General features: G+C 32.0%; 15 protein-coding genes and 1 riboswitch. Of the genes, 14 read left to right on the top strand and 1 reads right to left on the bottom strand.

Annotated features, from left to right (window positions below; all coding sequences use genetic code 11):
* The 5 genes from OEV82_RS14980 to OEV82_RS14955 form a co-directional block, all read left to right on the top strand.
* The coding region (locus OEV82_RS14980; RefSeq protein ID WP_263062283.1) for a transposase at nucleotides 1-117 on the top strand (117 nt) is incomplete at its 5' end.
* A 171-nt stretch (nucleotides 118-288) separates the two neighbouring features.
* Nucleotides 289-810, top strand: a complete 522-nt coding sequence (sigX, locus tag OEV82_RS14975; protein WP_173658581.1) for an RNA polymerase sigma factor SigX — start codon at nucleotides 289-291, stop codon at nucleotides 808-810.
* A 4-nt stretch (nucleotides 811-814) separates the two neighbouring features.
* Nucleotides 815-1,993: a hypothetical protein gene (locus tag OEV82_RS14970; RefSeq protein WP_263062317.1), complete on the top strand. Its 1,179-nt coding sequence runs from the start codon at nucleotides 815-817 to the stop codon at nucleotides 1,991-1,993.
* A 143-nt stretch (nucleotides 1,994-2,136) separates the two neighbouring features.
* On the top strand, nucleotides 2,137-2,865 hold the full coding sequence (locus tag OEV82_RS16110) for a peptidoglycan DD-metalloendopeptidase family protein (protein ID WP_317634323.1): 729 nt from the start codon (nucleotides 2,137-2,139) through the stop codon (nucleotides 2,863-2,865).
* 60 nt (nucleotides 2,866-2,925) lie between these two features.
* A riboswitch (FMN riboswitch) is annotated at nucleotides 2,926-3,069 on the top strand.
* Nucleotides 3,070-3,243: 174 nt separating this feature from the next.
* The gene (locus OEV82_RS14955; protein WP_263062316.1) at nucleotides 3,244-3,804 is read left to right on the top strand and encodes an ECF transporter S component; all 561 of its coding nucleotides are present in this window, start codon (nucleotides 3,244-3,246) and stop codon (nucleotides 3,802-3,804) included.
* A 73-nt stretch (nucleotides 3,805-3,877) separates the two neighbouring features.
* On the opposite strand, the gene OEV82_RS14950 is transcribed toward OEV82_RS14955, so the two are convergent.
* Nucleotides 3,878-4,126: a ferredoxin gene (locus OEV82_RS14950; protein WP_173658577.1), complete on the bottom strand. Its 249-nt coding sequence runs from the start codon at nucleotides 4,124-4,126 to the stop codon at nucleotides 3,878-3,880.
* A gap of 219 nt (nucleotides 4,127-4,345) precedes the next feature.
* On the opposite strand from OEV82_RS14950, the gene OEV82_RS14945 reads away from it, so the two are divergent.
* The 9 genes from OEV82_RS14945 (at nucleotide 4,346) to prsW (ending at nucleotide 12,376) form a co-directional block, all read left to right on the top strand.
* Nucleotides 4,346-5,407, top strand: coding sequence for a helix-turn-helix domain-containing protein (locus tag OEV82_RS14945; protein WP_263062315.1), 1,062 nt, complete (start codon nucleotides 4,346-4,348; stop codon nucleotides 5,405-5,407).
* Complete coding sequence (locus tag OEV82_RS14940) at nucleotides 5,408-6,889, top strand: RecQ family ATP-dependent DNA helicase (protein ID WP_263062314.1); 1,482 nt, start codon at nucleotides 5,408-5,410, stop codon at nucleotides 6,887-6,889.
* Between the two features lie 11 nt (nucleotides 6,890-6,900).
* Entirely contained in the window at nucleotides 6,901-7,500 is a 600-nt protein-coding gene (locus OEV82_RS14935; RefSeq protein WP_263062313.1) for a CPBP family intramembrane glutamic endopeptidase, read from the top strand.
* A gap of 14 nt (nucleotides 7,501-7,514) precedes the next feature.
* The gene (locus OEV82_RS14930) at nucleotides 7,515-7,802 is read left to right on the top strand and encodes a hypothetical protein (protein WP_173661006.1); all 288 of its coding nucleotides are present in this window, start codon (nucleotides 7,515-7,517) and stop codon (nucleotides 7,800-7,802) included.
* A 75-nt stretch (nucleotides 7,803-7,877) separates the two neighbouring features.
* Entirely contained in the window at nucleotides 7,878-8,333 is a 456-nt protein-coding gene (locus OEV82_RS14925; protein ID WP_263062312.1) for a YpbF family protein, read from the top strand.
* Nucleotides 8,334-8,442: 109 nt separating this feature from the next.
* Nucleotides 8,443-9,009: an adaptor protein MecA gene (locus OEV82_RS14920; protein WP_263062311.1), complete on the top strand. Its 567-nt coding sequence runs from the start codon at nucleotides 8,443-8,445 to the stop codon at nucleotides 9,007-9,009.
* Between the two features lie 208 nt (nucleotides 9,010-9,217).
* Nucleotides 9,218-10,486, top strand: coding sequence for a Glu/Leu/Phe/Val family dehydrogenase (locus OEV82_RS14915; RefSeq protein WP_263062310.1), 1,269 nt, complete (start codon nucleotides 9,218-9,220; stop codon nucleotides 10,484-10,486).
* Between the two features lie 158 nt (nucleotides 10,487-10,644).
* Nucleotides 10,645-11,616 (top strand): YpdA family putative bacillithiol disulfide reductase, encoded by a 972-nt coding sequence (locus OEV82_RS14910; protein ID WP_173661000.1) that lies wholly within the window; start codon nucleotides 10,645-10,647, stop codon nucleotides 11,614-11,616.
* An 82-nt stretch (nucleotides 11,617-11,698) separates the two neighbouring features.
* Nucleotides 11,699-12,376 carry a glutamic-type intramembrane protease PrsW gene (gene prsW, locus OEV82_RS14905; protein WP_173660997.1) on the top strand — a complete coding sequence of 226 codons (678 nt, stop codon included), beginning with the start codon at nucleotides 11,699-11,701 and terminating at the stop codon, nucleotides 12,374-12,376.
* Nucleotides 12,377-12,518: the final 142 nt, after the last annotated feature.

Below are 12,518 nucleotides of genomic sequence, written 5' to 3'. Positions count from 1 at the left end.
AATAATACCACAAAAGTCATCAAGCGAAACGGCTATGGATATAAAAACTTCAAGAGATTTCGAGCAAGAATCTTATTGAGACATCAGTATAAAGGAATGGGTCTACATATAGGATAGGGGTGGCCTGATTTCTTTACCACCCCAACATTTGACGGAGAACCTATAATTACGGAAAAATTATGGTTGGATAGGAAAAAAATTCATGATACGATGATAGAAAAGTCAATGTTGTTGAAATGTAACTTTTAAAGAATGAATAACGACTAATAGAATGAATGGACGGATATTATGAATTCTTATTTTAAAGATATTTATGAAAAATACCATAATGATCTTTTCCGATTTCTTTATTATTTAGTGAAAAATAGGGAAGTGGCCGAAGATCTTATACAAGAAGTTTATATTCGGGTATTACGTTCTTATGATAAATTTGAAGGAAAAAGCAGTGTGAAAACTTGGTTATTTTCCATTGCTCGAAATGTCTCTATTGATTATTTCCGGAAACAACAAAGTTTAAAAGATAAAATTTTTAATCAAACCGATTGGAACCGATTGGAAATAAATGATGATTATCCACTACCTGAGGAAATTGCCATACAAAATGAGGAGGTTCAAATTTTATATAAATGTTTAGATGCCTGTACTCTCGACCAAAGAACGGTCATTATTGCAAGATTCATTCAGGATTTATCCATTGCCGAAACAGCAAAATTTCTTGGATGGTCAGAATCAAAGGTCAAAACAACTCAACATCGGGCATTAAAGGTTTTACGTAAAAAAATGGATAAGTATAAGGAAAAGGAGGACTAAACTAGTGAATAATAGTCGTAAAGATGATGAATTGATTAAAATCCTCCGACAGTTTCCAAGTATTGAAGATAAACGCTCTATGGAAGAAGTGTATTTAAGACTTCAATCAAAAAAGGAGAATACACGTAAACATCATTTGCGTAATAAAAAATTTCTTTGGCCATCCATTGCAACTATTGCTGTACTTTTTTTATCATTATTTTTAGTCATTACGCAATATAATCAACAAAAGGAAAACAAAGGTATTCCAGATAAATTTGAAATAGCACAAGATGATTCAAGTAATCAAACGAATGAACAAAAAGCGGAATTATTCCATTCTTTTGAAGATGATTCGAATTTTGAGAGTAATAATAAAAAATTATATCAAGAAAAACATGCAATTTATAAGAACGACGTACATGAAGAAGATTTTGTAGTGACTATTGGTATACCGGATACTGATGTAATGAATATTGTACCGATCTCTGTAATTGTTAATAAAGATCGAGGTAGTCATTGGATTGATTATTACAATTATGTTTATGAAAATATTGATGAGGAAGAACTTGGACTTTATGATTACTATCCATACAAAGGTACGCTTAAAATGGAAAATAACCAAATCACATTAGATTTATTAGCTGACCATCAATACGATTCTGGCACGTCTAAAGAAGAGATATTTTTTAAGAGCTTAAATTTTTTTAAGTATCAAAATGTCGATACCATATTTCTAAAAGAAGAAGCAAATCCGGGTGTAAATTTTTCACATACTGGAAAAATTTACGAATATCAAATTAACAATACCCAGAGTGGATATTTGATTTATTCAACGAACAACTACACCTATTTCACTCCAAGTCCAAATGAGTATGAATCGATTGAAGATGCATTGTTGGATATGAAGAAAGAAAATCAAATATACAATTTACATCCTTCCATTCCAAATCAATTTAATTTTACTGTGGATGTAAGTAATACTGAACAATTAGTACTTATTTTTCATAATAATGTTCATTTAAAGGAAAATCATGAAACCATTAGAATGATAGAAGCGATATTACTCACTGCGAAAGAATATGGTTTTGATACTGTTCAATTTAAAAATACTAACGTAAAAAATATTGGACCATTTGATTTGGAACATCCTATACAAGTTCCAATCGCACCCAATCCAGTACAAATGGATATGCTTGAATAATATAATGGGTTGTCATCGACAACCTCTTTTTTAATGGAAAAAACAATAAAATTTGAATAAATATGGGCGATTCCTTCATAATAATGTACTGTTACTTTAAATTTGGACAAGCAGCCTGTAAATAGAAAAAGAGGAGGATCAGAATGATAGAATATGTTAAAAGATTGCTGCTTGCAATACTTATGACAATCATTTTAGCAGCATTAATAATAGGGGGGAAGCAGTCAATAGCGAATGCCGAAGAGATATATTATGATTTAAACTGGGAATTGCCCACAAACGGAGTAATTTCAGATATTTATGGATCGAGACATGGGAGCCATAAAGGAATAGATATTGCTGCTAAAATGGGTACACCCATTCATGCAGTAGATTATGGTGTTGTCAGTCAATCATATTTTTCCGATACATATGGAAATGTTGTATTTATTAAACATAGTACTGGTTTTGAAACCGTCTATGCTCACTTACAAACTAGAGAAGTCAAAAAAGGGCAACAAGTAAAAAAAGGAGAAATGATTGGGCGTATGGGAAATACAGGAAAATCCTCTGGTCCCCATCTTCACTTTGAAATACATAAGCATCAATGGACCGTTACAAAAGAAAATTCGATTGATCCCTTTGTAATTTTTGGTTATGGTAAAGTTGGACAGCATATATTCGCAGGTAATAAAAAGATTGAACATGCAATAGAAGTAACAAAAGACGTATCTCACAAGCCAATTTTGTACACAGTAAAAGATGGTGATACGTTATGGGACATAGCAGAAAAATATAATACAAAAATAAGTGTTATCATAAAGTCAAACAACTTATCCGATGAAAAAATAATACCTGGACAAAAGTTAATCATCAGTAACCGTTCGAGTTGAGTCAACTTACTTTACATATTATAACCTTTATAGTAATATTAGTTTGACAAAAAAATAAAGATTCATCTTCGGGGCAGGGTGAGATTCCCGACCGGCGGTATTAAGGAACTTTTTCCTTTAAGCCCGCGAGTCTTATTTTAAAATAAGACAGGATTTGGTGAGAATCCAAAGCCGACAGTATAGTCTGGATGGGAGAAGATGGAGGTTTCGAATGAAGTGGTGTATACTTCCTAATACTTGGTGTATTACACACGTTAGTTTGATATACTTAAAACATCCCCCGAAGAATTAATTCTTCAGGGGATGTTTGTTTATAAATCACTTTAGTCGAAACCGGGTCTCCCTCTTCTTACGATGAATCAAAAGGGAGAGAGGATTGTGAAAAATTTAGGAGTAAAAGCTTTTGTAGCAATTGGAATGTTAAGTGCCATAGCTTATGTATTGATGCTACTTAACTTCCCAATGCCAATGTTTCCAACTTGGCTAAAAATTGATTTTAGTGATGTGCCAGCACTCGTTGGTGCCATCATTATGGGGCCAGCTGCAGGTGTATTAATTGAATTGATTAAAAACTTGCTTGATATAATATCAACCGGTTCAGAATCTGGGATACCGGTAGGACATATTGCTAATTTCACTACAGGTCTTTTATTCATATTACCGACCTATTTTGTCTACAAAAAGGTACAATCGAAAAAAGGTGTGATTTCAGGACTAATTGTTGCAACAATAATTACAACAATTGGAATGAGTGTACTGAACTACTTTGTTTTTTTCCCAATGTATGAAATATTCATGGGATTTAAAATGCCAAAATTAATGATTATAACGGCGATTGCGCCTTTTAACTTCATAAAATGTATCATGATTTCGATTGTATTTATTGTATTTTACAATAAGATGGCTGAGCGTTTAAATAAAATGCGTACAGCTTTTTAGTGGATTAAAATGAGGCTTTCCGAAATAGGGAAAGCCTTTTTCCGTTATTGTATCGTGAACGAATATTTATAAATTATTCAAACTTGTTTGGATCTCCGTCGAATGGCTTGTCACTTACACGGATTGACTCCGTTGGACAACCATCATGAGCATCCATTAAATCTTCTTCTAGTATGTCAGGTATTTCTGCAGTTCCATTATTATCATCTAAGATGCAATAGGCGATACCTTCATCATCATAGTCAAAAATATCTGGTGCAGTTGCACCACATGCCCCACATGCTATACAAGTTTCTTTATCTACTATTGTATATTTTGGCATCTTGTTTACCTCCAATAGTCAATTCTTCATGCTGTAATGAACAGTAAAAAAACCGGATAACATTAATATTTTAAGTCTATTATTTCGACTTTTCAATAATAAGCACCCTTTTAATAAAAGGTTCTCTTACTGATTTAACAAATTAGACATATAATACAAAAGTTAATTGAATAAAAAACTTTAGTATATTCATGATAAAATAAATTTAGGTGATTAGTTGTGAACTTTTTAACTGTAATGATTTTATATTGTATTTCACAATTTAAAGGTGAACGTTCAATTAACGCTGTATTTTATTTGATTCAAGGAAAAAAATCTTCACAAACGATACAAGATGCAATTTGGTATTCTTTAAGTCATGTGTTTTCTATTTACCCCGATTTAAAGAAAGAACAATTTCAAGAACAAATGAAAAAACTAGTGATGCTTCAGTACATAATTTTAGATAAGAAAACCGTTCAAATAACGGAGCTAGGTGAAAAGAATTTAAGACAATCGCTAGAAAAGTACCCCATCCCAGCTGAATTAGATGGATGGACATATAAAGATATTGACCAGAAGTTTTGGCAGCGACTTAGTCTGATTGTACAAATTGTCTCGAATTTAGGAAACGGGGATTCCAAATTTATGCCCGTTCAACGAGACTTTTATACACAAAAATGGGTTAAGCAATGGCTGTACACATGGAATACGAAGTATAACAAACAGATTTTATCAAAAAAACTTTATCATGAGTTAGAGCAAATTTTATCACAGTTTGAAAGGAAGAAAAAAAATCCAAACCTTTTTGTTGCAAGACTTTCAGGTTATCAACAGCCAGGACTGACTATTTCACAAATTGCGAACATATATGATATGGACGAGTATTATTATTTAGTTGTTTTTCGAAGCATTATTCATTACATGATAACGATTATTTCAGAACAACCACAAAAATATCCATTATTGTACTCTTTAATAAAAAATGAGAAACGGGAAATAGTTTTAACAGAATCGACAAGAAAGACATTACATTTAATAAAGATGGATAAATCCATTAAGGAAATTGCAAAAATCAGAAAACTAAAAGAAAGTACCATTGAAGATCATATTGTTGAAATAACTTTAATGGATCCTACTTTTCACATTGAACGATTTGTTAATCCTGCTATTCAAGAAAGAATTCGCACGGCAATTAAAAAGCTAAATACTAGAAAATTAAAAAGGATTAAAGAAGAGGTCTCAAATGCAGATTACTTTTCGATTCGACTAGTTTTGTCTAAGTGGAGTGATAGGAAATAAATGAAAACAATGAATTTAGAACAAATTTTACAACAATATTTTTCATATAAAAGTTTTCGAACAGGTCAAAAGGAAATTATTCAATCTGTATTGAACGAAAATCATACACTCGCATTATTACCAACAGGTACTGGAAAATCTTTATGTTATCAGTTACCTGGTTATATATTAGATGGAATTATTTTAATAGTTTCACCGCTTCTTTCATTAATGCAAGATCAAGTAGAGCAAATGAAATTAATAGGAGAAAAAAGAGTAGTCGCAATCAATTCTTTTTTAACTTTTGAAGAACGTATTTATATATTAAAACACATTCAAGATTATAAATTTATTTATATTTCACCAGAAATGTTACAAAACGAGCAGATTATTTCTGTTTTAAAGGATGCCAACATTGACCTTCTTGTAGTCGATGAAGCTCATTGTATTTCCCAATGGGGTTATGATTTTCGTCCTGATTATTTAGAACTTGGCATAGTTCGAGAAAAACTAAATAACCCGCTGACTCTTGCATTGACAGCTACAGCAAAATTAGATGTTCGTAAAGATATAAAAAAAACTTTATTGATCGAGGATGCAAAGGAATATATCTATTCTATGGATCGACCAAACATTGCTCTACAAATTGAAAGAATACAGGACTATCCTGCAAAACTGAATCGATTAATTGAACTTGTTGATCAATTACAAGGTCCAGGCATTATTTATTTTTCAAGTAAAAAGAAAGCAGATGAAATTGCCGCTATAATCAATGAAAAGGGGATTGGTCAGGCTGCATCTTATCATGCTGGTCTTGAACAAGAAATGAGAATACTACTTCAGCAGCAATTTTTATACAATCATATCAATATTATGTGTGCAACGAGTGCTTTTGGGATGGGGGTCAATAAAGAAAATGTACGTTACATCATTCATTTTCATCCACCGCTAAATATTGAGTCATATTTACAAGAAATAGGTAGAGCAGGTCGGGACGGTAAGGATAGTATAGCGATTATGTTGTATTCAGATGACGATTATTTTTTGCAGCAACAATTGATAGAACATGAATTACCTAATGAAAAACATATTGATTTTTTTGTGAATCTTGTACGAAGTAGTAAAGGTAATGAAGTTAATCAAATTACAAAGTATCAACCGTTCCCGGGTTTCACAGATGTCCATTGGCGACTTTTATGGAAATTTTATGAGTCAAGTAACAATTTACAAGAGTTTCAAATGAATATGACATCTTTTATACAGTCGCGTTTAAGTATAAAAAAAGAAAAACTTAAGGAGTTGACAAACTGGATTACAAATAGTGGTTGTCGGAGAAGGAATATACTACATTTATTTGAAGAAGAAAACGAAGAGGTTGAAAATTGTTGTGATTATTGTGGGATTGATATGTCCTATTATGAAAAACAGAAACCAAGCGACCAGGGGAAACAAATACTTCAATGGAAAGACAGATTAAAGTCAATTTTTTCATTTTCAGATTAAGGAGAAAAAAGATGAATAAACAGAAAGAAATTATAAAACAAATAAGTGATCGAGAATTGATGGCAAATTTTTATTTATCACAAGGTATTTTATTGATCCTATCTTTATCATTAACACCGTTTTTCTTTTCATCTTTTTGGGAAGTTTTTAGTTTATTTCATTTTGAAAGAGTAAAGCAAGTATTGATCATTGGTGGAGGAGCAGGATTACTGGTTGTACTTTTAGATTTAGTTTTAATAAAACTTTTACCAGCATCGTTTTTTGATGATGGAGGCATTAATGAGCGTCTTTTTACAAACCGAGGGTTTTGGAAAATTGTATGGATTTCATTACTTGTAGCCTTTTGTGAAGAACTTTTATTTCGTGGAGTAATTCAAACGAATTTTGGTATAGTTATAGCAAGTCTAATCTTTGCAATGATCCATGTTCGGTACCTAAATAATAAATTTTTATTTGTTTATGTTGTGTTGCTAAGCTTCTTAATCGGTTATATTTATAAAATAACAGCAAATTTAGCAGCGACCTTTATGATGCATTTTGTAATTGATTGTTTCTTAGGTTTATATATTTACATTAAAAATGGTCGTACGAATACCGATATACAGAAATAGGGGGGAGGACGAATATGATTCAACAAGACCAAGCTGATAAGTTAAGAAAGGTAATTCAAGAAGAACATGAAAGTGGAATAGAAGTTACATCAAGTTTGCCACCAAGAAGTGAATATCATAAAAATAAAAAAAAGAAACAGATAAAAATTCAATATCCGATTATTAAATTCCTTGTTTTGTTATTTTTAATGCTCCCCATTATTCTTGGATTGTATTACTTTTATTTTCTCTTAAATTCTGATGTGAAACCTGTCATGAATAATCAAAAAAGTGATTATTTTGAACAAGTTGAATTTGAGTAATGTAAAATGTAAGAATATGTCCGACAGCTTGCCCATATGTATAAAGTAGTAATTGTAGTATGGGGGCTGATGATTGTGGAAGATGCAATAAAAAATTTGGAACATTGGACAGATGAAGTAACAAAACAGATGTTACAAAATGTTGTGAAACGAAAGCGGAAATTCGATAAATTTGAACGCCGACATCTAATTATTATGTGGTTAACGATTTTTAGTTTTGTATTCTATGCCATTTTTCTTTATTCAAAAATTTTCGTCCCATACTCCTATTCTGCATCAGTAATGTTCTCTATATTTCTTTCAAATCATATAAATGTGTATTTTATTGTTCTCTGTTTCGGATTATATGGATATATGCTTGTCTTGAAAAAGAAAGTTGATAAATATGAAAAGGAGTATCATGCGCTTCGATGTGAAATTATTGATAAGGCACCTGATTTGTGGAAAGGGGAAGCATGGGAAAAACGACATCTTGTTTTTGAGATGATGAAAAAAAAATACGATATTAATTTATACCATGAAAATAAATAACCTTTGAAATGTATTAATTGACAAATGAATTTGGTCTCGTTCGATGAACACATATGGCAATTTTTCATAATATGAAAGCAGAAGTTGTTACAGTCAGGAGGCCAAACATATGCGGTTAGAGTGGATTGGAGAAAATCAGGTCAAACTGTTTTTGTCAACTGAAGAATTACTTGAACGTGGTCTCACACAAGATGACGTCATCAATCATACCTTAAAATGTCATCCATTATTCTTTGAAATATTAAATAAACTATATAATGATTTTGATATTGCATTTATTAATACCCATCTAATTGATATTCTGACTTTTAATCAACATGAAATTGTGATTTTATTTACCATAAATGATGATGACGAGTTGTTTATTGATGATGAATATGACCATTTTTGTCATAAAGAACAGCTTATTTTTCGGTTTCGCGATATTGAACATGTCATTCAATTAGCAAAGCGGGTATCTCATCTATATGGTGGAGGAAAATTATATAGCTATAATAATGAATATTTTTTAATCATACCTAAGTTTGTAGATAATGATTTTGATAAAATAACGACTATTATAATGGATTACGGAGACTTGATAGACTTGTCGCTTTCTTTTATTTCTGAATACGGGAATGAAATTATTAAGCAGTCTGCTGTTCAAACGATAAATAAATACTTTTTAACGGTTTGAGCTCTTATTTAGGGCTCTTTTTTTCTTCGATGTTTCTCAGTTTCTTACCAGTGGCAATTTTTCAAGAATGATTACTTTCATAATATAACTATAAAATCTATTAAACATAAATAAATGGATTCGCTTTCATTTTCCTTGCAATAAAAAATTTTCGGTGTATACTAATGTTGAGGAAGGATTGCGATTCGTAATATTAGGAGGTTTACAAATGGCCACCCAAAAGGGTTCTGAAAATATGACTAAAGATGATATTTTAACATCAACACAAAAAATCATTCGTGAAGCACTAGAAAAACTTGGTTATTCTGATGAAGTATATGAATTATTAAAAGAACCACTACGAACTTTAACAGTAAAAATCCCTGTTCGTATGGATGATGGAAAAGTAAAAGTATTTACAGGATATCGTGTTCAACACAATGATTCAGTTGGGCCTACAAAAGGTGGAGTTCGATTCCATCCAAATGTAACTGAAAGTGAAATTAAAGCGCTAGCAATTTGGATGAGCTTAAAATGTGGAATTGTAAACGTACCTTATGGCGGAGGTAAAGGAGCAATCATTTGTGATCCTAGGACAATGTCAATACGTGAATTGGAGGCATTAAGTAGGGGATATGTAAGAGCTATTAGTCAAATAGTCGGTCCGACGAAAGATATTCCAGCTCCCGATGTTTTTACGAACTCACAAATTATGGCATGGATGATGGATGAATATAGTAAAATAGACCAATTTAACTCCCCAGGCTTTATTACTGGGAAACCGCTCGTATTAGGTGGTTCCCATGGTCGAGATTCAGCAACTGCCAAAGGTGTAACGATTTGTATACGAGAAGCTGCAAAAAAACGAGGAATAGACTTAAAAGGTGCTAGAGTCGTAGTACAAGGCTTTGGCAATGCTGGCGGATATTTATCAAAGTTTATGCACGATACTGGTGCAAAAGTAATAGGTATTTCGGATGCGCACGGTGCCCTTTATGATCCTGATGGATTAGATATTGATTATTTACTTGATCGACGAGATAGTTTTGGAACTGTCACGAATCTATTTAAAAATACAATTACGAATAAAGAATTATTAGAATTAGATTGTGATATCTTAGTTCCTGCAGCAATTTCTAATCAAATTACGAAGGAAAATGCTCATAATATTAAAGCAGATATTATTGTCGAAGCTGCTAATGGACCAACAACGTCAGAAGCGACAGCAATTTTAACAGAACGTGGAAAATTGATCGTTCCTGATGTATTAGCTTCTGCTGGAGGAGTTACCGTTTCATATTTTGAGTGGGTACAAAATAATCAAGGTTATTATTGGACGGAAGAAGAAGTAGCTGAAAAATTAGAAGAAATCATGGTTCGATCCTTCGAGAATATTTATAATACAGCACAAACAAGAAAAATTGATATGCGTTTAGCAGCCTACATGGTCGGTGTACGAAACATGGCAGAAGCGTGTCGTTTTAGAGGTTGGGTATAATCATAATTTTATTTTTAACTATATTATTTAAGGGTCAAACTCCTGCAATAAACAATGTCTAGTATGTTATTAACGTTTAAGGCTAGATGTTGTATAATTGTTGCAAGGTATGACCCTTTTTTACATTTGAAGTTTTTTATTTAGGAGGAATGTGAAAGATGCAATACGAAGATTGTATCATAGTAGGCGGTGGTCCTTGTGGTCTAGCTGCTGCAATTTCATTACAAAATATTGGGATCAATCCTTTAGTTATAGAAAAAGGAAATATTGTTCATGCACTGTATCATTTCCCAACCCATCAAACTTTTTTCAGCACGAGCGACCGTCTTGAAATTGGTGACGTTCCATTTTTAACGGAAAATCGAAAACCGACAAGAAATCAGGCCTTGGCTTATTATCGAGGTGTAGCTAAGTTAAAAGAATTAAGAGTAAATACTTTTGAACAAGTTTATGAAGTAAGAAAAACGGAACAAAGCCATTTTCGTGTAAAAACATCCAAAGGAGAATACGAAGCTAAGTTTGTTATAATTGCAACAGGATATTATGACCATCCAAATTATATGAATATACCAGGTGAAAACTTACCAAAGGTTTCCCACTATTTTAAAGAAGCACACCCATATTTTAATACAGATGTTGTTGTTATCGGTGGTAAAAATTCTAGTGTTGATGCGGCAATTGAATTAAATAAAGCTGGCGCAAGAGTAACTGTATTGTACCGGGGGAATGAATTTTCAAACCATATTAAACCTTGGGTGTTACCTGAATTTTTATCATTAGTTAAGAATAACAAAGTAACCATGGTTTTTAATGCACATGTGAAAGAAATAACAGAGCATTCGGTCATTTATGAAGTTAACGGAGAAACGAAGGAAATTAAAAATGATTTTGTTTTTGCAATGACGGGATATCATCCTGATCATAATTTTTTAAAGCAAATCGGTGTTACCATTGATAAAGAAACAGGAAGACCAGCATATAACGAAAAAACCATGGAGACGAATGTTCGAGGGATATTTATTGCAGGTGTGATTGCAGCGGGAAACAATGCAAATGAAATATTTATTGAAAATGGCCGTTTTCACGGAGATATGATTGCGAAGGAGATTCAATCACGATTGGATCAATAATGTTTAAAATTTTAATTAAACGATTCTCATTGTTTAATATCCATGATACGATTATATTAAATCGAGTGAAATGGGGTTAATCATGATCGCCATTATATCGGCAGGAATAGCGCCAGGATTTGCGTTATTAAGCTATTTTTATTTAAAAGATGAATACGAAAAAGAGCCAATATTAAACGTTTTTCGCGCATTTTTACTAGGTGTAAGCTTAGTGTTCCCAATAATGTTTATTCAATATGTCATCGATGTAGAAGGGATATTGCCATCATCATTTTTACAAGCTTTTTTTTCTGCAAGTCTATTAGAAGAATTTTTTAAATGGTTTATATTATACTTTACAATCTACCAATCCAGTGAATTTGATGAACATTATGATGGGATTGTTTACGGTGTTTCGTTATCCCTAGGTTATGCAACTTTAGAAAATATTCTTTATCTTATAGGACATGGAATTGAATATGCAGTCGGACGGGCGTTTTTACCAGTATCGAGCCATGCCTTATTCGGTGTTATAATGGGGTATTATTTAGGTAAATCGAAATTTTCGAATCCAGTATATAAAAAAAGATGGATCTTATATTCATTTTTTATCCCTTTTGTTTTTCATGGTATTTATGATTACATTTTGTTAAAACAAGAAAATTGGTTTTATATTATTGTCCCGTTTATGATTTTTCTATGGTGGTTAGCGTTACGTAAAGTTAAAAAGGCAAAACATAGTTATATTATTCATTTTGCTGATGAGCGATCATCATTATAAATAAAAAGGGCTTTATAGCCCTTTCAGCTTGTAGACAAAGTCCCTAACTAGTGGCCAAATCTACAGGTTTTTTTTGTATAATAGGGATAGAATTCTTGGTTAACGGGGGAAATTTAGGATGTTATCGAAGCGTACAGACAAT

The organism is Pallidibacillus thermolactis (genome assembly GCF_025660415.1).
Lineage (GTDB): Bacteria > Bacillota > Bacilli > Bacillales > Caldibacillaceae > Pallidibacillus > Pallidibacillus thermolactis.
Note: the sequence above shows the minus strand (reverse complement) of the source record. Positions and strands in the feature narration are given on the sequence as shown.

Bases quoted from the DNA above. Each gene is read 5' to 3' on its own strand.
- OEV82_RS16110 (WP_317634323.1), top strand. From the start codon at position 2,137: ATGATAGAATATGTTAAAAGATTGCTGCTTGCAATACTTATGACAATC.
- OEV82_RS14910 (WP_173661000.1), top strand. From the start codon at position 10,645: ATGCAATACGAAGATTGTATCATAGTAGGCGGTGGTCCTTGTGGTCTA.
- prsW (WP_173660997.1), top strand. From the start codon at position 11,699: ATGATCGCCATTATATCGGCAGGAATAGCGCCAGGATTTGCGTTATTA.
- OEV82_RS14950 (WP_173658577.1), bottom strand. From the start codon at position 4,126: ATGCCAAAATATACAATAGTAGATAAAGAAACTTGTATAGCATGTGGG.
- OEV82_RS14930 (WP_173661006.1), top strand. From the start codon at position 7,515: ATGATTCAACAAGACCAAGCTGATAAGTTAAGAAAGGTAATTCAAGAA.
- OEV82_RS14915 (WP_263062310.1), top strand. From the start codon at position 9,218: ATGGCCACCCAAAAGGGTTCTGAAAATATGACTAAAGATGATATTTTA.
- OEV82_RS14940 (WP_263062314.1), top strand. From the start codon at position 5,408: ATGAAAACAATGAATTTAGAACAAATTTTACAACAATATTTTTCATAT.
- OEV82_RS14935 (WP_263062313.1), top strand. From the start codon at position 6,901: ATGAATAAACAGAAAGAAATTATAAAACAAATAAGTGATCGAGAATTG.
- sigX (WP_173658581.1), top strand. From the start codon at position 289: ATGAATTCTTATTTTAAAGATATTTATGAAAAATACCATAATGATCTT.
- OEV82_RS14920 (WP_263062311.1), top strand. From the start codon at position 8,443: ATGCGGTTAGAGTGGATTGGAGAAAATCAGGTCAAACTGTTTTTGTCA.